At 40.8% G+C, this 20,546-nt stretch carries 20 protein-coding genes; 11 read left to right on the top strand and 9 right to left on the bottom strand.

The window, feature by feature from the left end:
* The first annotated feature begins 69 nt into the window (after window positions 1-69).
* Window positions 70-1,398, top strand: a complete 1,329-nt coding sequence (locus VRUMOI_RS17260) for an aspartate aminotransferase family protein (RefSeq protein WP_089139655.1) — start codon at window positions 70-72, stop codon at window positions 1,396-1,398.
* 456 nt (window positions 1,399-1,854) lie between these two features.
* Here VRUMOI_RS17260 and pdxR read toward each other — a convergent pair whose 3' ends face one another.
* Window positions 1,855-3,375 (bottom strand): MocR-like pyridoxine biosynthesis transcription factor PdxR, encoded by a 1,521-nt coding sequence (pdxR, locus tag VRUMOI_RS17255; RefSeq protein ID WP_089139654.1) that lies wholly within the window; start codon window positions 3,373-3,375, stop codon window positions 1,855-1,857.
* A 215-nt stretch (window positions 3,376-3,590) separates the two neighbouring features.
* Here pdxR and VRUMOI_RS17250 point away from each other — a divergent pair, with 215 nt between their 5' ends.
* The 4 genes from VRUMOI_RS17250 to VRUMOI_RS17235 all read left to right on the top strand — a co-directional run bounded on the left by VRUMOI_RS17250 (window position 3,591) and on the right by VRUMOI_RS17235 (window position 6,659).
* A complete protein-coding gene (locus VRUMOI_RS17250) occupies window positions 3,591-4,457 on the top strand; it encodes a transporter substrate-binding domain-containing protein (RefSeq protein ID WP_089139653.1) in 867 nt (288 codons plus the stop codon).
* Between the two features lie 93 nt (window positions 4,458-4,550).
* The gene (locus VRUMOI_RS17245) at window positions 4,551-5,192 is read left to right on the top strand and encodes an amino acid ABC transporter permease (RefSeq protein WP_089139652.1); all 642 of its coding nucleotides are present in this window, start codon (window positions 4,551-4,553) and stop codon (window positions 5,190-5,192) included.
* 29 nt (window positions 5,193-5,221) lie between these two features.
* Window positions 5,222-5,887, top strand: coding sequence for an ABC transporter permease subunit (locus tag VRUMOI_RS17240; RefSeq protein WP_089139651.1), 666 nt, complete (start codon window positions 5,222-5,224; stop codon window positions 5,885-5,887).
* On the top strand, window positions 5,880-6,659 hold the full coding sequence (locus VRUMOI_RS17235; protein WP_089139650.1) for an amino acid ABC transporter ATP-binding protein: 780 nt from the start codon (window positions 5,880-5,882) through the stop codon (window positions 6,657-6,659). The genes VRUMOI_RS17240 and VRUMOI_RS17235 overlap by 8 nt, the downstream gene beginning before the upstream one ends.
* Window positions 6,660-6,741: 82 nt before the next feature.
* Here VRUMOI_RS17235 and VRUMOI_RS17230 read toward each other — a convergent pair whose 3' ends face one another.
* The 6 genes from VRUMOI_RS17230 to napF all read right to left on the bottom strand — a co-directional run bounded on the left by VRUMOI_RS17230 (window position 6,742) and on the right by napF (window position 11,577).
* The gene (locus VRUMOI_RS17230; protein ID WP_089139649.1) at window positions 6,742-6,879 is read right to left on the bottom strand and encodes a TIGR02808 family protein; all 138 of its coding nucleotides are present in this window, start codon (window positions 6,877-6,879) and stop codon (window positions 6,742-6,744) included.
* Between the two features lie 27 nt (window positions 6,880-6,906).
* Window positions 6,907-7,482 carry a NapC/NirT family cytochrome c gene (locus VRUMOI_RS17225; RefSeq protein ID WP_089139648.1) on the bottom strand — a complete coding sequence of 192 codons (576 nt, stop codon included), beginning with the start codon at window positions 7,480-7,482 and terminating at the stop codon, window positions 6,907-6,909.
* A 54-nt stretch (window positions 7,483-7,536) separates the two neighbouring features.
* A complete protein-coding gene (locus VRUMOI_RS17220) occupies window positions 7,537-8,016 on the bottom strand; it encodes a nitrate reductase cytochrome c-type subunit (RefSeq protein WP_089139647.1) in 480 nt (159 codons plus the stop codon).
* A 79-nt stretch (window positions 8,017-8,095) separates the two neighbouring features.
* Window positions 8,096-10,588 carry a periplasmic nitrate reductase subunit alpha gene (gene napA, locus VRUMOI_RS17215; protein ID WP_089139646.1) on the bottom strand — a complete coding sequence of 831 codons (2,493 nt, stop codon included), beginning with the start codon at window positions 10,586-10,588 and terminating at the stop codon, window positions 8,096-8,098.
* Window positions 10,589-10,789: 201 nt separating this feature from the next.
* A complete protein-coding gene (locus VRUMOI_RS17210; RefSeq protein ID WP_089139645.1) occupies window positions 10,790-11,065 on the bottom strand; it encodes a chaperone NapD in 276 nt (91 codons plus the stop codon).
* 23 nt (window positions 11,066-11,088) lie between these two features.
* The gene (napF, locus tag VRUMOI_RS17205; protein ID WP_089139644.1) at window positions 11,089-11,577 is read right to left on the bottom strand and encodes a ferredoxin-type protein NapF; all 489 of its coding nucleotides are present in this window, start codon (window positions 11,575-11,577) and stop codon (window positions 11,089-11,091) included.
* A gap of 243 nt (window positions 11,578-11,820) precedes the next feature.
* Between napF and narQ the strand changes: the two genes are divergently transcribed.
* From narQ to VRUMOI_RS17175, 6 genes are all read left to right on the top strand, one after another.
* Window positions 11,821-13,548 carry a nitrate/nitrite two-component system sensor histidine kinase NarQ gene (narQ, locus tag VRUMOI_RS17200; protein ID WP_089139643.1) on the top strand — a complete coding sequence of 576 codons (1,728 nt, stop codon included), beginning with the start codon at window positions 11,821-11,823 and terminating at the stop codon, window positions 13,546-13,548.
* Window positions 13,549-13,579: 31 nt separating this feature from the next.
* Entirely contained in the window at window positions 13,580-14,215 is a 636-nt protein-coding gene (locus tag VRUMOI_RS17195; protein ID WP_089139642.1) for a response regulator, read from the top strand.
* 72 nt (window positions 14,216-14,287) lie between these two features.
* Window positions 14,288-14,992 carry a riboflavin synthase subunit alpha gene (locus VRUMOI_RS17190; protein ID WP_089139641.1) on the top strand — a complete coding sequence of 235 codons (705 nt, stop codon included), beginning with the start codon at window positions 14,288-14,290 and terminating at the stop codon, window positions 14,990-14,992.
* A 296-nt stretch (window positions 14,993-15,288) separates the two neighbouring features.
* The gene (locus VRUMOI_RS17185; protein ID WP_089139640.1) at window positions 15,289-16,182 is read left to right on the top strand and encodes a hypothetical protein; all 894 of its coding nucleotides are present in this window, start codon (window positions 15,289-15,291) and stop codon (window positions 16,180-16,182) included.
* Between the two features lie 52 nt (window positions 16,183-16,234).
* The gene (locus VRUMOI_RS17180; protein WP_105903604.1) at window positions 16,235-17,437 is read left to right on the top strand and encodes an IS256 family transposase; all 1,203 of its coding nucleotides are present in this window, start codon (window positions 16,235-16,237) and stop codon (window positions 17,435-17,437) included.
* 111 nt (window positions 17,438-17,548) lie between these two features.
* Window positions 17,549-18,586 carry a GGDEF domain-containing protein gene (locus tag VRUMOI_RS17175; RefSeq protein WP_089137851.1) on the top strand — a complete coding sequence of 346 codons (1,038 nt, stop codon included), beginning with the start codon at window positions 17,549-17,551 and terminating at the stop codon, window positions 18,584-18,586.
* 210 nt (window positions 18,587-18,796) lie between these two features.
* Here VRUMOI_RS17175 and pstB read toward each other — a convergent pair whose 3' ends face one another.
* Together pstB and pstA are read right to left on the bottom strand one after the other, a co-directional pair.
* The gene (pstB, locus tag VRUMOI_RS17170; RefSeq protein WP_089137850.1) at window positions 18,797-19,546 is read right to left on the bottom strand and encodes a phosphate ABC transporter ATP-binding protein PstB; all 750 of its coding nucleotides are present in this window, start codon (window positions 19,544-19,546) and stop codon (window positions 18,797-18,799) included.
* 115 nt (window positions 19,547-19,661) lie between these two features.
* The gene (pstA, locus tag VRUMOI_RS17165; protein ID WP_089137849.1) at window positions 19,662-20,543 is read right to left on the bottom strand and encodes a phosphate ABC transporter permease PstA; all 882 of its coding nucleotides are present in this window, start codon (window positions 20,541-20,543) and stop codon (window positions 19,662-19,664) included.
* Between the last annotated feature and the right edge of the window lie 3 nt (window positions 20,544-20,546).

The raw sequence follows: 20,546 nt of genomic DNA, 5'->3' as shown, positions 1-20,546 counted from the left end.
GATGAATATAACCGAATGCCATATTGGTGACCTCGGATGAAAGATAAGGTTGAATTAAGGAGAGTTAATATGAATGTTGCGTCTCAAAAAAAAGTGGTCAATATAGAAACCAATCAAACGGCACTGGAACTGGATAAATACGTTTTCCATTCTTGGTCGGTGCAAGAAGCAGCAACGCCAATTGTGATCGCTGGCGGTCAAGGCTGTAGCTTGTGGGACTACGAAGGCAAAGAATATTTAGATTTTAGTAGTCAACTTGTTAATATCAATATAGGTCACCAACATCCGAAAGTGATCGACGCGATAAAAGCCCAAGCAGATAGTCTAATTACTATTGCACCCGCAACAGCAAATTTAACCCGGGGTAGAGCGGCAGAATTAATTCTGTCTCATGCTCCAGATTCATTCAAAAAAGTCTTTTTTACTAACGCTGGTGCCGATGCCAATGAAAATGCCATCCGTATGGCGCGTCAATTTACTGGTCGAGATAAAGTGCTCTCGGCTTACCGCTCTTATCATGGCAATACAGGATCTGCGATTGCTGCGACAGGGGATTTCCGCCGCGTTCCCAATGAGTATAGCCGTGGTCATGTGCATTTTTTTAACCCATTTTTATATCGCAGTGAATTTAATGCGCAAACCCAAGAACAAGAGTGTGAGAGGGCATTGCAGCATCTTAAGCGCGTGATTGAATGTGAGGGGCCACACAGCATTGCGGCAATTTTGCTTGAAACCATTCCAGGAACCGCTGGATTCTTATTGCCACCTGAAGGCTATTTACAAGGTGTACGTGAACTAGCGACCCAATACGGCATTCAATTGATTTTTGATGAAGTTATGGTCGGTTTTGGTCGAACAGGGCGTTGGTTCGCATTTGAGCACTTCAATGTGGTGCCTGATTTAGTGACGTTTGCTAAAGGGGTCAATTCAGGTTATGTGCCAGCAGGTGGTGTATTAGTAAGTGAACCAATAGTGGAATACTTTAAGCATACATTTTTTATGGGAGGCTTAACCTATTCTGGCCATCCATTAGCGATGTCAGCCATTGTCGCGACTCTAGAAGCCATGGAAGAAGAAGGCATCGTTGGTCAGGCTGATCGTGTGGGTAATGAAATTCTAGGACCTATGCTTCAAACTTTAAAGCATACTCACTCGATTATTGGTGAAGTGCGAGGAAAAGGGATGTTTTGGGCTTTGGAATTAGTGGAAGACAAAACCACTAGAGAGCCGTTAGCTGATAGTAAAATGGCTCAGTTAAAAGCCAATTTAACCTCTAAAGGTTTATTGGCATTTATCGTAAATAACCGTATTCACGTTGTACCGCCATTGATTGTTCGCGCCGATGAAATTGAAAAAGGAGTTGCGATTATTGATCGTTGTTTAGCGGAATTGCGTTAATCGGTGAAGTAAAAGATCCCATCAAAGAATGTTTGGGATCTTTTATCACTTAAAACATACCCTGTTGTATTTCATTGTTAGCGTTATAGTGAAAATTTGGTGTGACTTTTGGGGAAATCTCTTTTTTGATCCGCACCAGAAGTTTTGGACACTGAGTTAAGTGAATAAAATCACTAACGAGGTGAACTATGGCAAATAAGAAAAAACGTATTTAGTGCAAGCGTCAGGAAAAACAATTTCTTGGCATCCCTCTTTAAAACTTTGGGACATCAGCTTGTTTTAATAGGAAAACAATCACAAGCGTTCGAGCAATTAGTTAAGTCAATCAGTCATGCCACTAAGTTAAAATGAGCGCATGAATCGTGACTTAATACCTAGGTTACAATCGACCTTAATATATATTCAGATAAAATGCCTTAAACTAACCTGCGAAGGCGTTTGTTTTTGATTAAATAGTCACTCCATAGCTCTTGCTAAAGCAATAATGCCATCTTCAATTAAGTCTTTTTTTATCGCGTGAAAACCCAAGCGGAAATAATGATCCGGTGGAATTGATAAGCTGTTATTTGGATCGGGCATAAAATGGGAATATCCAGTTTCTATTAATACACCCAATTGAGCTGCACGGGAGGCTAGGTGCTGGCTATTCATATTGTCCGGTGTTTGTAGCCATAAGGCGTTGGCCAACTCTTTTTTTGCTAAGCGCTCACAAAATGGGATGTGTTTGTGAACAGCATTATCAATGAGTTCCCATCGTTGTCGGGTTTGCTCGCGAAACTTTCTTAAATAGCTATCGTAATAACCTTGAGTAATAAAATGGCTCAGTTCCATTTGGGCTCGAGTTGGTGGGTGGCGATACATCAAACGGCGTAGCGAGCGCAATTCATAAATTAATTCCTCAGGTGCGACGATATAACCGATGCGCAAACCTGGTGCTAATAACTTCGAAAAGCTGCTCACATAAATCACACGATCACTTTTATCTAACGCTTTGAGGGCAGGCTTAGGTTGGGTTTCAACATTACTTTCTGAATCGTAATCGTCTTCAATGATGATGGCGTCGTTTTGTTGGGCTTGTTGCAATAAAAGTTGGCGGCGTTGGTCGCTCATGGTCACGCCTGTTGGTGCTTGATGACTCGGCGTAACATAGAAAAAATCGCACATGCTGGAGAGTGGATTAAGCAGTATCCCTTCGCTATCAACTTGATGTGGGTGTAGGGTAGCGCCGGCGAGACTAAAAATATTATTGGCTTCTTTATAACCAGGGTTTTCGACACCAATACGGCTGCAGCGATCCATTAAAAGTTGCGCCAACATGTATAACGCATTTTGTGATCCCATGGTGATCAAAATTTCTTCGCTGCTAGCGTGAATGCCGCGTTGAGGCAAGACTCGGGTGCGTATTTGCTCGATTAATTGTTCATCATCTTTATCGACTTTATCGCATAACCAGCGATGATCGTGTGGGTTAGCCATCACTTTACGCGAGGCTTCTCGCCATTGAACCAAGGGAAAGTCATTAATTGATGGTTGCCCGTAAATAAATGGGTATTGGTAGCAACTCCAATGGCTAGGTTTGACAACACGCTGATATTGACTGGTGTGAACTTTGAGCTTTGCTTCCCAATTTGGTGCAACTTGATGGTTGTTGGTTTCATCCATGACATGCTCTAAATCCAGATTAACTTCTAGTTCAAGGCCATCATTGAGATAACTAGAGTGACGGTATTTTTCTGCTAAATAGTAACCGCTGCGTGGTTTGCTAATCAGATAACCACTGTCTAATAAACTCTCATAAACCAAAGAAATAGTGTTGCGAGACACCTTGAGTTGATTCGATAAATTACGGCATGAAGGCAGGGCTTGGTCTGCAGGGAATATACCGTCAAGAATGGTTTTAACCAAATATTCGCGCACTTGTTCTTGCAAGCTGCGATGCTCATCAAACTCAATAAAGCAGTTGTGATTAGTTGTCATATTGCCTCCTGAAATCTCTGTTTCAATCCCTTGTTCAGACAGTTTTTTTATTCTGGTCTTAAACATCAATTGTATATTTAAGAGATAAGCAAAAGTCAGGCCAATAAATAATATTCTCAATAGTCTGTCCCAAATCGATTTAACAATTGGCACTACGACATTTTTTCATGTGAATCTAGAGTGAAAGGGTACTCATCAGTCAAAAGGATCAGACTATGTATAAAAAGAACATTCTTAAGAAACTCGTGCTTACCGTTGCCGCATCATCGACTCTATGTGTTGCTAGTTTTGTACAAGCGCAAAATTTAGCGCAAATTGAAAAGAAAGGTGTGATGACGGTGGCCACCGAGGATAACTACTCACCGTTTAACTACATTGAGAAAGGTGAGCCGCAAGGGATCAATAGAGATTTGCTCGATGAATTACGCCGCTATTCCAAATTTGAAGTAAAACAAGAAATTCTACCTTGGACTGGGTTATTAGCTTCGGTATCGGGAGGGCAATATGACTTAGCTTTGACTGGGGCAATTATTACGGATGCGCGTTTAAATACTTTTGATTTCACGCCGCCAATTGCTTCTGCTCAACATTATTTTGTCACAAGAGCGAAAGATGACAGTATTAAAACCATTGATGATCTTGACGGAAAAACTGTTGGCTTACAGGCAGGCAGTGCTTTATTGGAACGTTTACCTGAATTGAAAGCGATGCTCGAAAACGACGGTAAAAAGTTAGGCAAAGTGGTTCAGTATCAATCTTATCCTGAAGCGTATGCTGACTTAGCGAATGGCCGTGTTGATTACGTGATTAATAGCGTGGTGTCTGTGAATGAAATTGTTAAGGCAAAGCCTAATGTTTTCAAAAAGGGACTAGCCGTATCTGGGCCAGGTTTTGTTAGCTGGCCGGTCCCTAAAAATAATCCAGAATTGCTGAACTATCTGACAGGCTTCTTCTTGCATTTAAAAGAAACAGGTCGTTTGGCTCAGTTGCAGAAAAAATGGTTTGGCGAATCATTTGATCAATTGCCAGATCAAGCGATTACCAGTGTCGAACAATATAAACAACTCACTGCGGTGAAATAACCTTAAATTGAGTTGCATAAAAGTGAAGTCGTTTATTTTTAGCGGCTTCACCAAGCAATGACTTAGAGTTAACCGTATGGAAGAGGTTGTTTTATGGATTCTTATGCATGGATACAGTTGGCCGATGGCGCGTGGGCGACAGCATGGATATCGTTAATATCAATTGGGCTTGGGATTAGCATTGGCTTAGGCATTGCTATTGTGCGAATGATGAAGTTACCTTTCATCGACAAAGTTCTCGCCGTTTATGTTAGTTGGGCTAGGGCGACACCACTCGTGACGTTGGCTTTGTTTATCTTTTTAACTTTCCCTTCGTTCGGCATTCAATTAGATAAAAACCTATCGGCCATTCTTACTTTAACACTGAATACGGCTGCCTTTAATGCCGAAATCTGGCGCAATGCATTTTTGAATTTTTCCAAAGGCCAATTGGAAGCTGCGGAAGCGTTAGGGATGCGCCGTGTTACTTACTTTCGTCGCATTATGTTCCCGCAGATGTTTTTAGTCAGTTTGCCTGCGTTGATTAATGAAATGTCTTTTTTGATTAAAGGTAGTCCAGCAATTGCAGTGATTGGCGTGGTTGACTTAACGCGTGTGACCAATCGAATTGCCGCTGTCACTTATGAGCCTCTACCGCCTATTTTATGTGCAACTGTTGTTTATATGCTGATTATTGGCTTATTAGTCAAACTTCAATCGTACGCGGAACAGAAAACGCAATATTTAAAAGCGTGAAATGAAAGTAGAAATTAAAGGATGTTGTTATGTCTGAATGGGAAATAATTTGGCAGCAAAGAGATACGTTTATCTCTGGCTTTGGTACTACTTTTACCTTATTTACCGTTGCATCGATAGCCAGTTTATTGATTGGTATTGGGTTGCTGTATTTAATGGATAACGGTCACGAAAAATGTAAATCTGGCTTGCGGTTGTGGGTCAATATTATGCGAACCCTACCGTATTTAATTTTGGCCTATTTGCTGTATTACGGCTTGCCTCAACTTGGCGTAAGAATGGATGCGTTGACGGTTGGATTTGTTTCTTTAAGCATTTATCACGGCGCTTATTTTTGCGAAATTTTCCGGGGTCAGCGCCGAGGTATGGATCACGGATTAATTGAAGCAGCACAAGCGTGTGGATTTTCGCGACATAAAATATTCACCCGCATCATTATTCCTAGCGTGGTGTTCAAGTCGATCCCATTGATTGCCAACCAATTGATCATTTGCCTAAAAGACACCGCGTTTTTAAGCATTATTACCGTGTTAGATATCACTGCTGCAGCAAACAGTGTGCAGTCGATGTATTTCATTCCACTCAAAGCCTTTGTGATCGCCATTGGTCTGTATTGGCTAATTAGTATCGTGATTGAACAAGTCAGCAAATATTGCATGCAAAACATTGAAAAAAGAGGGCTAAGTAATGCGTGATCTAATCGAAAATCAATCTTGCGAGCACATCATCAAGATAGACAAACTTTCTAAGCAGTTTGATGGCGTTGAAGTATTAAGAGACATTAACCTCACCATTAAAAAAGGCGATGTGGTCAGCATTCTTGGCTCTTCAGGTTCAGGGAAATCAACCTTGTTACGCTGCATGAACTGGTTAGAGCAACCGGAGCGTGGCGCGATTTATTTACGTGAAGACCGCATAGACCAAAACCCGGTAACTAAAAAGCCGCTTAAACATAAAGAACTGGCTAAATTACGTGAACGCATTGGGATGGTGTTTCAAAGTTTTAATTTATGGCCTCATCTCTCGGTATTGCAAAACGTGATGGAAGCCTTGATTCATGTAAAAAAAATGCCGAAATTGGAAGCCGAAAGCATTGCCAAAAAGCAGCTAGAAAAAGTGGGGATGTCACATAAGTTGGACGTATATCCGAATATGTTATCCGGTGGGCAAAAACAACGTGTGGCGATAGCCCGTTCTCTTGCGATGGAGCCAGAAATCATTTTATTTGATGAGCCGACATCCGCTCTAGATCCTGAATTGGTAGAAGAAGTGCTGGTGGTGATGAAGCAATTATCAAAAGAAGGTTACACCATGGTGGTGGTGACGCATGAAATGGACTTTGCGCGTAATGTTTCCAATCAAGTGGTGTTTTTGGAAAAAGGCATTTTGATTGAACAGTGTCCACCAGAAAAATTTTTTACTAATCCGAATTCTCCACGAGTGCGCCAATTTTTGAATTTGAATTGATAGTAAAAATAAAAAACCGCCTGAGTTCTGGCTTGAAATAGTCGATATTCAGGCGGTTTATTCAGTGTTTAAAGCGATTTGTTTAATCTATCTGCTTATCTTTAGTAAAAGATAAAATCGCGATGCAAATGGCCGCCACAGCGACAAAGCCACCTAGGATAATTGCAGGCATGGCTGCATAACCTAAGATATGCCAGATAACGTATTCTAAAGTACTCATAATTCCTTCTCCTTTTTATCTGGTGGCTTATTGCCAGCCTTCTACATCTTTCATGTCAGGCAGTTTGTGTGCGATACCTTTGTGGCAATCCACACACGTTTTGTCGCCATCGGCTAAGGCTGTTGAGTGCTGTTTAACGGCACGTGGACCTTGCTCTGAAAAATCCATGTAGTTGAACTGGTGACAGTTACGGCATTCTTTCGAGTCATTATCTTTCATTCGTTGCCACTCACGATGTGCAAGGTGGCCACGGCGAGCTTTAAACTTCTCTTCCGTATCGATGGTGCCAATAAAGTTGTAAACCAACTCTTTTGAAGCCTGTACTTTACGGACGATTTTATCCGTCCATTGATGCGGTACGTGACAGTCTGAACAAATGGCACGAACACCAGAGCGGTTAGAGTAGTGAATGGTTTCACGGATCTCTTTTACGATAGGGGCGTGACAACCAGAGCAGAACTCTTCCGTGTTGGTCGCTTCCATACCGGTGTTAAATGCCCCCCAGAAGAGTAGGCCACCCATAAAGCCCATAAACAGAATAATACCTGCTGCGGCTTTACTTGGCGTGGATAAACGCTTCCAAAAGTTTTTTAAGATTTTCATAGTCGTCTCTCTTTTGGCCTAGGTTAAAAACGTGATTTAACCTAGGCTCAGCGTTTATTTTAATGAATCTACGGGTTCATATTTGTTGTCGACCAAAGGCTTCGCATCCGCTTGTGGTACGTGACATTGCAAGCAGAAGTAACGACGAGGTGATACGTCAGACAATACCGCGTCTTGACGGTTCACATAGTGCGTTACGCTGATTTTCGTCGCGCCCATTTCTTTGGCATTTTTCCAACTATGACAAGACAGACATTTGTTGGCATTTAATGATACTTCGTAGTTGCGAATAGTATGTGGGATCAGTGGTGGCTGATACACATAGCTGCTGTCGACTTTGTGGTCTTTAGGGAAACGTTTAAAGTCGTCTGCTGGACGTGTCGCTTCTAGTTCAGTGGCACCACGTAGTGATTCAACACCACCAATACCGCCCGGGTTTGATGCGGTTGGTGTAATGGTGTCGCCATCTTCAGCTTGAACGGCACCCATGATCAATGCACTTGCGGCGATCAATGCCATAATGATTTTTTTCATAATCTTCTCCGATTCTTTGTTGGTCACTCAGGTATTTTCTGAGTGACCTTCATTGGTTATTGCTCGTGCTTAATCAGCCTTAAACACTGCCAACTTTCGTGATCTTCACAGGACATTTCTTAAAGTCAGTCTGTTTAGATAGCGGGTCGGTCGCATCTAAAATCAATTTGTTGATCAGGATACGAGCATCAAAGAACGGTACGAAAACCAAGCCTTGTGGCGGACGGTTACGACCACGAGTTTCAACACGGGCACGGACTTCACCACGAGGTGATTGGATCAGAACTTCATCACCGCGACGTAAGTTACGAGCTTCGGCATCATCTGGGTGGATGAAACAATGGGCATCAGGTACGGCTTTATAAAGCTCAGGGACACGACGAGTCATGGTGCCAGTGTGCCAATGTTCAAGAACACGGCCAGTACATAGCCATAAGTCGAACTCTTCATTTGGCACTTCTGGTGGCGCTTCGTAAGGCGCTGAAATGATCAGTGCTTTGCCATCTGGCTTACCATAGAAGTCACGACCAGCGCGTTTTGCGTATGGGTCATATTCTGGGTTAAAACGCCATAAAGTTTCTTTACCATCGACGACTGGCCAACGTAGACCACGTACCGTGTGGTAAACATCGTAAGGTGCTAAGTCATGACCGTGACCACGACCAAACTCTGCGTATTCTTCAAATAGGCCTTTTTGTACGTAGAAGCCTGCCGCTTTTGCATCATCGTTAAGTTCTTGCGCTTCTTCTAGCGGGAACTTATCGACATTGCCGTTGCGGAATAGGATGTCATACATGGTTTTGCCGCGCATTTCAGGGGCTTTAGCCAGTAGCTCTTCATCCCACACTTCTTCAATTTTGAAGCGTTTTGAGAATTCCATGATCTGCCAAAGGTCAGATTTTGCCCCTTCAACTGGTGATACTTGTTGGTACCAAGCTTGCGTACGACGCTCTGCGTTACCGTAAGCGCCTTCTTTTTCTACCCACATTGCGGTTGGAAGAATAAGATCAGAGGCTTGTGCCGTTACTGTTGGGTATGGGTCTGAACACACAATGAAGTTTTCAGGGTTACGGTAACCTGGTAGGCGTTCTTTATTGATGTTTGGACCGGCTTGCATGTTGTTGTTACACATCACCCAGTAAGCGTTTAACACGCCATCATTCAGCATGCGATCTTGCAACACAGCGTGGAAGCCCGGTTTTGGTGGAATCGTGCCTTCTGGCAGTTTCCAGATTTTTTCTGCGATCTTACGGTGTGCTGGGTTAGCAACCACGAGATCAGCGGGTAGACGGTGCGCAAAAGTACCCACTTCACGCGCAGTACCACAAGCAGAAGGCTGACCGGTTAGTGAGAATGGGCTGTTACCCGGTTCTGAGATTTTGCCAGTCAACAAGTGTAGGTTGTACACTAGGCTTTGCATCCAAACGCCGCGAGTATGTTGATTCATACCCATGGTCCAAAGTGACATCACTTTACGGTTTGGATCAGCATATTGCTTCGCCAGTTCAATCAGATCTTCAGGTAGAAGTCCTGACATTTCAGCCGCTTTTTCTACGGTGTATGGCGCAACAGATTTTTTGTACTGTTCAAAGCTAATATCAGACATATCGCCTGAATTTGGGTTTTTCGCTTTTTGCTGTAGAGGATCATCATCACGCAAACCATAACCAATATCAGTGGTTGCTTGCTTAAAGTGGGTATGCTTGTTTACGAAATCCCAGTTAACGGCATCGTTTTGAATAATGTAGTTAGCAATGAAGTTAGCAATCGCGAGGTCTGATTGAGGGTGGAAAATCATACCGCGATCAGCCAGTTCAAATGAACGGTGGTAGTAAGTAGAAAGTACATTTACTTTGACATGTGGGTGACTTAAACGGCGATCAGTGATGCGAGTCCAAAGTACTGGATGCATTTCGGCCATGTTTGAGCCCCAAAGCACAAAAGAATCGGCGTGCTCGAAGTCATCATAGCAACCCATTGGCTCATCAATACCAAAAGTACGCATAAAGCCGACAACCGCAGAAGCCATGCAGTGACGCGCGTTCGGGTCGATGTTATTTGAACGGAAACCGGCTTTCATCAATTTAGAGGCCGCGTAACCTTCCATAACCGTCCATTGGCCAGAGCCAAACATACCGACGCTGGTTGGGCCTTTTTCTTTAATGGCTTTTTTGAATTTTTCCGCCATTACATCGAAAGCTTGGTCCCAAGAAACCGGTGCGAAGTCACCATTCTTATCGAACTTACCGTCTTTCATGCGCAATAGCGGCGTATTTAAACGATCAGTACCGTACATGATTTTTGATAAGAAGTAGCCTTTAATACAGTTGAGGCCTTTGTTTACTGGCGCTTCAGGGTCACCTTGTGTTGCTACAACACGACCATTTTGAGTACCGACTAAAACAGAACAACCAGTACCACAAAAGCGGCATGGAGCTTTATCCCATTTAATGGCAGTTTCATCTGAGCTTACGATCAGATTAGTGGCCGAAGCAGGAAGGGTTATCCCTGCGACTGCGGCGGCGGAAGCGGCTGCGTTTGCTTTAACAAACGCACGTCTTGTCATTTTCATACATCACCCTCGGGTTTTAAATCCAGTGTTTACCTATACTCTTCGTACTTGAAGCTACAGCTTTGTTGACGGCGTTCTTTCGCCCCCCAATATCTTTATTAAAGAAAGTCATAGACGAGCTATGCTCATGGGGTCTCATTTACTTGTCGCCTCACTGCAGCTCCAATTACTTTGAGTATATAAATAGGTACTTAATTGTTATTATTCCGTTATTTCAGTTTCATCATCGAGATTGCTTTCGATTTGATGAAAAACTAATGCGGTGCTTAAGACGTGATCAAGTTGATTGATCGCGTCAATGGTGTCCGTGATATAACCTTGATTTTCAGTTTCAATTACAACAACCAATTTTCCGTCTTCACTCTCGCCGTATATTTCGGTTCCATCAAACGACTCGATGGTCGTTTTTGTGGACGCTAAATACTCTGGCATAACGTGAACGACTAAACTTGAGATATGGACTTCGTTAAGTGACATTGGTGCTCTCTATATTGGTTATGTTATGACACATGTTTGATCGTGATGGCGTTGGTCGGGCAAACTGAAACACACGCGCCACAACCAGTACAACTATCGGTTTCTATTTGTGGTTGAGCAACAGAGCCAACGGCTAGCTTGAAGCGAATGGCTTGAGGCTCACAACTGTCACCACAACTTCGACAGTCCACATTTTTCTTTGCTAAACATAGGTCACTAATGTCTGCAGTGACTTGCCATGCAGGTTCAGTCTTTGGATGAAATAATGGTTCAGGGCAAACTTCAGCACATCGGTAGCAAAAAGTGCACTCACCATGGTTAAAATCGACTCTTGGAAAACCGCCGTCTGAAGATTTAATAATCTGCTCAGGACATGCATTGCTGCATTTTCCACATTGGGTGCAAACATCCGTAAAAAGATGATTTTTCACCCAAGGAAGATTTGGTTTTTCTGCGTCTTTTCGGCGGGTAAAGAGCTGTCGCCTTGAGATATTAATTTGAGAATTCGACACACCAAATACCCTGTGAAATGAGCCATTAATCGATTGAAAAATAAACAGCTATAAATGTTTATTTCACCACATAAAATTGTAGTTTTTATAGGTCAAGCTGAAATACCCACAAAGGGGTAATTGATGGGTTAAATTGTTTTAGATCAATTTATGCCCTGTATAAACCTCACACATTTTGAATGGTTCAAGTAAGATTAGTGAAAGTTTGTTGAATTAGCGTAATAAAAACGAAATAGGTGAAACGTGAATGTAGCTCATAATTCAGGTCATTATTTGACTCCAAAAAAGCCTATTGCATCGACTATTGCTAAAGGGTTAACGTCGATACTCATTCTTGCCGTGGTCGCAATTTTTGTGGCGATGTTTACGATTACTTATAGTTTAAAAGATGCTGAAGTGATCAACGTTGCAGGGTCGTTAAGAATGCAAAGTTATCGCCTCGCTTATGATATTCAAAGTCAGTCTTCACAACTTCCTAACCATATTCAAAATTTAGATGAATCTTTGAATTCTGCGACTATGAAAACGTTAAATATGGCGATTGTCCCGACGACGATTCAGCTGCAATATCAAAATATTTTGCAACGTTGGCAGCTTCTATCAAGTGAGATTCGTTCTGGCAATAATGTCGATTATCTAAATCAAGTTGAAGGGTTGGTTGCAGAACTTGACCAATTTGTTCTTAATTTACAGCGTTTTTCTGAAAATAAACTGAGGGCTTTTGCATTATCAGGTGCATTATGCTTGTTTTTGATCTTTGTGATCACTGTGCTCATCGTACGTTTTGCCCGCAATAAAGTCGTTAAGCCATTAGAGCAGTTAGTGGTAGCAAGCCAGGAAATACAAGCTAAAAACTTTGATATCAAGCTTGATATTAATAGCCAAACGGAATTGGATGTTTTAGGGCAATGCTATCAGTCAATGGCGCAAGAATTGGCGCTGCTCTACCATGGTTTAGAGCTTGCGGTTGATGAAAAAACACAAGAATTACAGCAAGCGAATGACGCATTGAAAACCTTGTATGATTGCTCAGAAGCATTATCGAGCTCTCGCTTATCAATCCCTGATTTTCAAACAGTATTGGATTCTTTTGAAAAAATCGATGGTATTGAAGCTTGTCGTTTGTCTATTGATGAAAAAGAAGGTGGTCAAATTGAGTTGGTGGCGGGAAACCGCAATCCTAATCAAGAGTGGAAGTGTATCCAGTTAGAAGAGCACGACATGTCACTAGGCAAGCTAGAGTGGCAACAAACTTCCAATAAAGCCGATAATCTTGTGATGGAAAGCTTAGGGCATATCGTGGCGAGAGCGTTGTATTTTGGCCATAACCAAAAGCAAACCGAGCAACTTATTTTAATGCAAGAACGGGCCACTATCGCCCGTGAGCTACATGACTCATTAGCGCAATCTTTGTCTTATCTAAAAATTCAAGTCACGCTACTTAAGCGTAATTTAAATCAAGAGTTATGTGCTAAACGCTGTGATGTCGCGACGTCGATAATTAAAGATGTCGATGAAGTACTCGCGCAAGCCTATACTCAATTGCGAGAGCTGCTAAGTACCTTCCGCTTGCAAATAGAAGAGGCGCATTTTGGAGAGGCATTAAAGCAGTTATTAGAGCCACTGAAATCGCAAACACAAGCCCAATTAGTGGTGGATAATCAACTATTATCGATTGATTTAGATGCCCAGCAACAAGTTCACCTTTTGCAATTTATTAGAGAAGCAGTATTGAATTCGATTAAACATTCTGCTGCCAATAAAATTCATGTCGATTGTCACCACAGTCGCGGTATGATCAAAGTGGCTATCGAAGATGATGGTATCGGCTTTGATGTCAACAAACCTAAGCTCAATCATTATGGGCTTAGTATTATGCAAGAGCGGGCTTCTCGCTTAGAAGCGGACTGCTTTATTGAATCCACTCCGGGCTTAGGCAGTAAAATTCGCTTGGAAATGACGTTAGCTTAATTCGAAGCAAACAGATATTTGTAGGTACTACATGACAAACACAACATCAAAAATATTATTGGTTGATGACCATCCATTAATGCGCAGAGGAATAGGGCAGTTATTGAGTTTAGAAAGCTGCTTTGAGGTTGTTGGTGAAGCCAGCAACGGTGTTGATGCGATTGCACTTGCCAATGAATTAGAGCCAGACATTATTCTGTTGGATTTAAACATGAAAGGGATGTCGGGTTTAGATACGCTAAAAGCAATGCGTAAAGAAGAGATTGATAGCCAAATTATCATTTTAACTGTCTCAGATAATCCGGCGGATATTGATGCTTTAGTGAAAGCACAGGCTGATGGTTATTTACTTAAAGATACTGAACCCGATGAATTAATTGAACTATTAAAACAAGCTCAACAAGGTGAGACGGTTTATAGTCATTTGGTTAAAGAGCATTTAGAAACACGAGGTGAACGAGATAATTTACTCGATCAGTTAACCGATCGTGAAATGCAAATTTTGCAGGAAGTGGCGAAAGGTTATCGTAATAAGCAAATTGCCGATCACTTATTCATTTCAGAGTCGACGGTAAAAGTGCATATGAAAAGCTTGTTGAAAAAGTTGAATGTGGCATCAAGAACGGCGGCTACGGTTTTATATTTAGATATTTCTGGGCGTGACTAACCGATTTGTGTTGGCATCAATTTTATCTTTTTGACAACGTAGTCACTTTCTTCGTTTTATTCAGGATGTTTTATGTTTACAGGTATTGTTCAAGCTGTTGCAACGTTACACAGAGTCACCGACCACCAGGGTATTCGCAGTTTTGAAATCGCTTTTCCGGATGGATTTTGTCGAGATATTGAGATTGGTGCGAGTGTGGCGATTGATGGAGTATGTTTAACCGTAACTGAGATAGTAAGTGCTCACATTTTGCGTTTTGATGTGATGCTGAAAAGCTTACAAATAACAACATTAAATGAAGTGCAGGCGACGGATACCGTGAATGCGGAACGAGCTGCCAAAGATGGAGCTGAAATTGGTGGTCATCCACTTTCCGGGCATGTGGATTTTTGTGCTCAAGTCATCGATGTTCAGCATATTGAAGAGAACTACCGTATTCGTATTGGGGTCGAGCCGCAATGGCTACGTTATATTTTCCCTAAAGGTTATATTGCAATCAATGGTGCGAGCTTAACGATTGCCGATGTCGATAAAAAGCTAGGTTGGTTTGATGTGTGGCTGATCCCTGAAACTCGTCGGATGACGACGTTTGAATTGAAACAACCAGGTTCGAAATTAAATATCGAAATTGAACGTAGTACTCAAGTGCTGGTCGATACCGTTCGTGAAACCCTTGAAGAAAATTTAGGTGAGTTATTGCCGGCGTTGGAGTCATTATTAGAAAAAAATGGTATTAGCTTGCAACAACTGGCTAAAGCAAAAATGGATATTAATTAAAAGGTTAAGTGAAAAATATATTTAAATATCGATATGTTAACCTAATGTACGCATTATTTTTATTTGTGATGTATTCGTTCGTAACTTTATTTAAATTAAATACTTTAATCTAAAAAATTTTTATAAGATTAAATATTATGCTTTTTTAATGTCAGCTTGACTAGATAAAGCATCTAATGAGCGTATAATTTCATCGTTAAAATTATTATTTAAAACTTATTGGCCAGTTGAGATTTCTATTTTATTAAGGATGGAATGGTTATGAGTTTTTTTGTTCTTTTTAGGTTGAAATTTATATGTTGCAACAAGATAAAATACTTAGGAATCAAACGATTGTTCTAAGTGTACTAGTATCTTTGCTTATTACTGTCGGATTTGCATTCCATGAGTATAGCAATTTAAAAAACCGTATTAATACCGATATTCTGCCTAGTATTGTGGCGGAATTTAACTCAGTGACAAGTTATACTCAAAACCAATTTCAATTCCTACAGTTTACAGCTTTGCAACATAATGGAATGACGGTAGATTCTCGCCCTATTTTAAGTGAGAAGCAACCTCGCCTTATCGAGAAATGTCGTTCATTAATTGAAACTGATCCTACTACATTGCAATTTAGTAATCGTACTGCTCAGAATGCTAGTGGTATAGATGTTCGTAATGGTGTTTTACTTGGAGTGGGCGATATCAATCAGTATTCGACAGAATCGTTGAATATGTTATGCACCGCTGTTACTACTTCTAGCGCCAATTCAGAAGTTATACGTTTAGCAAAAGCTCAACCTATTATTTCATCGCAATATTACTTTGTCTCTAGAAATACTGATTTCATGTTTTTGTTTGATCGTGCTTTTTCAGAAGGAAGCCTAGTCAAATACTTTACTCCTGAATTGAAGAAACAATATGAAGCTAATCCCTCACGATATGGCAATTTATGGGTCACTAAGCCTTATCTTGATAATGAAACGAAAAAGCAAACTATTACTTTGGTTGAGAATGTAAAAGACTACCGTAATCAAGTCATAGGGTTTCTTGCTCGAGATGTTTATCTCGATGATTTAATTACGATGTTTGATAAAACGCTTGAGCAGAGAGATAGCCATATTCATTTAATGAATTATGGTCTATTAGAGTTTTTGAATAATAATTCTGTAATATTAAAACATTTAGCCAAAGATATTAATTGGTAGTGTTTAGAAATCTGTGTCATTTCTCCTAAAATAGACAAAAAAGGAATGACACATGAATAATGATTTCGATCTAGAGCAAGCCATTAAAGCTCTTCAATCTGGACAAGATTTAACAGGCAAAGATGGCTTTTTAACTCCTCTTATCAAGCAAATTACGGAAGCTGCTTTAAAAGCTGAGCTTGCACAACACATCGATAATGATGACCAGCCAAATCGTAAAAATGGAACCTCTAAGAAGACTGTTAAGTCTTCTGTCGGAGCATTTGAACTTGATACTCCTCGCGACCGTTCAGGCTCTTTTGAACCTCAACTTATCAAGAAAAATCAAACCAAGCTGACTGATGAAATTGATCGTAAAATCCTTTCTATGTTCTCGTTAGGAATGAGCTATCGTGATATTCGAGGACATGTTGAAGATATGTATGGTATCGACGTCTCTGAGGCCACAATTACTGCTGTCACAGACCGCTTAATACCAGAGCTTAAAGAATGGCAGCAGCGTCCATTAGACGCTATATACCCGTTCATTTGGCTTGATGCCATCCACTATAAAATTAGAGAGGATGGTCGTTATGTCAGTAAAGCGATATACACAATCTTAGGCTTGAATATCGACGGTAAAAAAGAACTACTTGGGTTATACCTATCAGAGTCTGAAGGCGCAAATTATTGGCTATCAGTTTTAACTGATTTACATAATCGAGGGGTTGAGGATATTTTAATCAGTTGCGTAGATGGCTTGGTTGGCTTCCCTGAAGCCATTGCCACAATTTATCCAAATACTGAAGTTCAATTGTGCATCGTCCATCAAATTCGGAACTCAATAAAATATGTCGCATCTAAGCACCAAAAAGAGTTTATGGCAGATCTGAAACCAGTTTATCGAGCGGTAACTAAGGAAGCAGCTGAAATAGAGTTAGACCGATTAGAAGCTAAGTGGGGCCAACAATATCCAATAGTATTACGCTCATGGCGTAATAAATGGGTAAACCTGTCGGTTTACTTTAAATATCCAGAGTATGTTCGGAAAGCCATATATACCACCAATGCTATTGAGGCGGTACATCGTCAGTTTCGAAAGCTGACCAAAACTAAAGGTGGTTTTCCAAATGAAAACAGCTTGCTTAAGCTGTTGTATGCTGGGATATTGAATGCGTCTAAGAAGTGGACAATGCCAATCCAGAACTGGAATATGACATTGTCTCAACTGGCGATTCATTTTGAAGGTCGTTTGGATGACGTCTTAGATATTTAGTCAAAATTAACTGACACAGAATTCTGAACGCCCTCTATTAATTTAGATGGTCGTAAGATATTAAGGTTTGAATCAACACCTTCCGCTAAGAGCAAAACTCAATTTGGTGAAATGAAAGCGCGTTTATCCGTGCCTCTTACTGCGATGATCAGCTTAATTTTTGATGAACAACCTTACTTGTTTTTCATGCCACTTTTTGTTTTGTTATTTAGCTACACTATTTTGCAACAAATGCTGCGTGGTATTCGTGAAAGCGATAAGCAATTTTTTGATTCATTGACCCAAGTGTACAACCGCCATGGTTTGTATCAGAAGGTATATAAGAAAATTGATAAAGCGCTTAACAATAATAAAGGCGCGCATATTTTCTCTATTGATGCCAATAAATTTAAACAGATCAATGATAAATACGGTCATGATACTGGCGATAAAGCTATTGTGTTAATCGCTAAAGCGGCTAAGCATATTTGTCAGCCTCACGATGATATTGTGCGTTTAGGCGGAGATGAGTTTTTAATCGTCTTATATATTGATACTAAGAATGAATTTGATCCGGAACAGTTTATGATCCGTTTGAATCAAAAACTGGCTTATGACTGTAAAGTGAATTCTATTCCGGTGTTTTCTGTTAGTGGTGGCTATGTTTTATTTGGTGAAAATAGCCATGAAACGTTGTCTCAATCAATCAAAGAAGCAGACTCAATTCTGATGAACAAGAAGTCTATTGATAAGATTGATACTATTTGCTACGAGTTTGATAGTTTCAATATTAACTTATCGTCAGCAGAGCAAGATATTAAATTGGATATGGTTGATAAGCTTGATTTTATACAAGCAGAGCATTTGTTGCAAAGCGAGTTAAATGAAGCGGTTTTATCGGCTTACCATGGCAAGTTAAATTATCTAATCAGTAATTATTTAAAAATGATTTATTCATGCACCCGTGAAAATGACAACTTACACCATTACCGGATGAAGATTGTAGAAAGCCATTATGAAGCAGGGATCCCAATGTCAGTGTTCTATTTCTTGTTTGTGAAATATAGTAATTTCTTGTTCCGAGATGTAGAGATTAATCATGATGAGTTTGTGATCAACAATCGTCTGCTTTCTTATGAGTTACACTTTATGTCTAGCTTGAAAGCTTAAGATACACAAGCTGACAGATACAGGTTGTAAGAGGGAGGGTAAGCTTTGCGCTTGCCCTCTTTTTGTATGTGCTAGGTATGTTGTAGGTGTCGTCTATATACCGATAAAAAAGCCCCTCAGTAAGGGGCAAACGTTCCATCGCTTTTTTATAGTTATTTATTGAGCTAGGCATAGCGCCAGACTAGCTCTTTGAGTAATAAGATTGATTCATTAACCAAAGTCACCATTGACATAGCCTTGGGTACGGTCATCTTTTGGGTTACTGAAGATAATTTGTGTTTCATCATGCTCAACCAGTTCGCCCATCAAGAAAAACGCGGTGCGGTCTGAAATCCGGCGAGCTTGTTGCATTGAGTGAGTCACGATGACAATAGTGAACTCTTTCTTTAGAGATTCCATCAACTCTTCAATTTTATGTGTCGCAATAGGATCAAGCGCGGATGTTGGTTCATCCATTAAAATCACATCTGGTTGCATTGCAATGGTACGAGCAATACATAAACGCTGCTGCTGACCACCAGATAAACCAAATGCGTGTGATTTCAAACGATCTTTCACTTCATCCCATAATGCCGCGCCACGTAGTGACTTTTCGACGACAGAATCAATGTGTTTTTTGTCTTTAATCCCTTGGGCACGTAAACCATACGCGACGTTTTCATAAATGCTCATTGGGAATGGGTTCGGCTTTTGGAATACCATGCCAACTTTGATGCGTAGGTCAGAAACGTCGATGTTGCCATAGATATCGTGCTCATCCATGGTTACTTTACCGGTGATTTTGACACCTGCGATTAAATCATTCATGCGGTTTAAGCAACGAAGTAGGGTAGATTTACCACAGCCTGAAGGTCCAATAAGCGCCGTGACTTTCTTTTGTGGAATAGGCAAGTTAATGCTTTTTAGTGCTTGGTTATCGCCGTAAAAAAGATCTAGGTTTTCGATGTTAAATTTATTCATTGTGATATCTCTTTGTCGTGGTAGCCGCTGATAGGGTTATCTAGCCACTACTTATCATTCATTTAAGTTGAATTCGCGTTGGTAAATACGAGCTTATAAATTAGACCTTTGTAAATCAGTAGTTCGCTTTATTGAAGCGGCTAGCGATTAACTTAGTCAGCATGTTGATGAAAAGAACCAACACAATCAGAACAGTAGCGGTACCGTAAGCTTGATTCCATTCATCGACTGAAAATAGCTCAGTCGTCAATTTATAAAGGTGAACGGTTAAGGTACGACCTGAATCAAATAGTGATTCTGGAATACGAGCAACCATACCCGCGGTTAAGAAAACCGGCGCAGATTCACCGATAACACGCCCAATACTTAGAATGACCGACGTTAAAATACCTGGCATTGCACTTGGCAAGATTAAACGCCAGATGGTGTAGATTTTTGACGCGCCAAGGCCATAAGAGCCTTCACGATAGGTTTGTGAAACCGCCATTAATGCTTCTTCGGTCGTACGGATGATGACTGGTAGGATCAAAATACTGAGCGTTAAAGCGCCAGATAAAATTGAGAAACCAAACCCTAGTACTGCCACAAAGAAGGTCATACCAAATAAACCAAAGATGATCGATGGAATACCGGCGAGCGATTCGGTACAAAAACGGATAATTTTAACTAACTTACTGCCCGGTTTGGCGTATTCGGTTAGGTAGATCGCCGTCATAATGCCGAGCGGAGCTGCTACCGCAATGGAGGCAATCACCATATAGATGGTGGCAACGATCATTGGGAAAATACCGTGTTGTTCACCGGTGCGAGTGTAGTCGTCAGTGATGAAGTTCCAATCTACATACTGTAGGCCATTGGATAAAATGTACCAGATAATCCAGAACAAGAACCCAACGGTTAAACCTGCCGAAATCCAAATAAATACATTTAAAATTAAATCTTTATTTTTACGCTGTTTTTTCAGTTTAAGTAAATCTGAGTCTTTTGCGAAATTCATAGT

This window comes from Vibrio rumoiensis (assembly GCF_002218045.2).
In the GTDB taxonomy this organism is placed as follows: domain Bacteria; phylum Pseudomonadota; class Gammaproteobacteria; order Enterobacterales; family Vibrionaceae; genus Vibrio; species Vibrio rumoiensis.
The sequence above is the reverse complement of the archived record's forward strand: the minus strand, read 5'-3'. Positions and strand labels throughout refer to the sequence as shown.

What these genes read in the sequence shown, in the direction of transcription:
- napA (WP_089139646.1), bottom strand. Translation starts at nt 10,588, where the DNA reads ATGAAAATGACAAGACGTGCGTTTGTTAAAGCAAACGCAGCCGCTTCC.
- VRUMOI_RS17175 (WP_089137851.1), top strand. Translation starts at nt 17,549, where the DNA reads ATGAAAGCGCGTTTATCCGTGCCTCTTACTGCGATGATCAGCTTAATT.
- VRUMOI_RS17195 (WP_089139642.1), top strand. Translation starts at nt 13,580, where the DNA reads ATGACAAACACAACATCAAAAATATTATTGGTTGATGACCATCCATTA.
- pstB (WP_089137850.1), bottom strand. Translation starts at nt 19,546, where the DNA reads ATGAATAAATTTAACATCGAAAACCTAGATCTTTTTTACGGCGATAAC.
- pdxR (WP_089139654.1), bottom strand. Translation starts at nt 3,375, where the DNA reads ATGACAACTAATCACAACTGCTTTATTGAGTTTGATGAGCATCGCAGC.
- VRUMOI_RS17240 (WP_089139651.1), top strand. Translation starts at nt 5,222, where the DNA reads ATGTCTGAATGGGAAATAATTTGGCAGCAAAGAGATACGTTTATCTCT.
- VRUMOI_RS17230 (WP_089139649.1), bottom strand. Translation starts at nt 6,879, where the DNA reads ATGAGTACTTTAGAATACGTTATCTGGCATATCTTAGGTTATGCAGCC.
- VRUMOI_RS17260 (WP_089139655.1), top strand. Translation starts at nt 70, where the DNA reads ATGAATGTTGCGTCTCAAAAAAAAGTGGTCAATATAGAAACCAATCAA.
- VRUMOI_RS17190 (WP_089139641.1), top strand. Translation starts at nt 14,288, where the DNA reads ATGTTTACAGGTATTGTTCAAGCTGTTGCAACGTTACACAGAGTCACC.
- VRUMOI_RS17180 (WP_105903604.1), top strand. Translation starts at nt 16,235, where the DNA reads ATGAATAATGATTTCGATCTAGAGCAAGCCATTAAAGCTCTTCAATCT.
- VRUMOI_RS17220 (WP_089139647.1), bottom strand. Translation starts at nt 8,016, where the DNA reads ATGAAAAAAATCATTATGGCATTGATCGCCGCAAGTGCATTGATCATG.
- VRUMOI_RS17245 (WP_089139652.1), top strand. Translation starts at nt 4,551, where the DNA reads ATGGATTCTTATGCATGGATACAGTTGGCCGATGGCGCGTGGGCGACA.
- VRUMOI_RS17235 (WP_089139650.1), top strand. Translation starts at nt 5,880, where the DNA reads ATGCGTGATCTAATCGAAAATCAATCTTGCGAGCACATCATCAAGATA.
- VRUMOI_RS17185 (WP_089139640.1), top strand. Translation starts at nt 15,289, where the DNA reads ATGTTGCAACAAGATAAAATACTTAGGAATCAAACGATTGTTCTAAGT.
- pstA (WP_089137849.1), bottom strand. Translation starts at nt 20,543, where the DNA reads ATGAATTTCGCAAAAGACTCAGATTTACTTAAACTGAAAAAACAGCGT.
- VRUMOI_RS17250 (WP_089139653.1), top strand. Translation starts at nt 3,591, where the DNA reads ATGTATAAAAAGAACATTCTTAAGAAACTCGTGCTTACCGTTGCCGCA.
- VRUMOI_RS17225 (WP_089139648.1), bottom strand. Translation starts at nt 7,482, where the DNA reads ATGAAAATCTTAAAAAACTTTTGGAAGCGTTTATCCACGCCAAGTAAA.
- VRUMOI_RS17210 (WP_089139645.1), bottom strand. Translation starts at nt 11,065, where the DNA reads ATGTCACTTAACGAAGTCCATATCTCAAGTTTAGTCGTTCACGTTATG.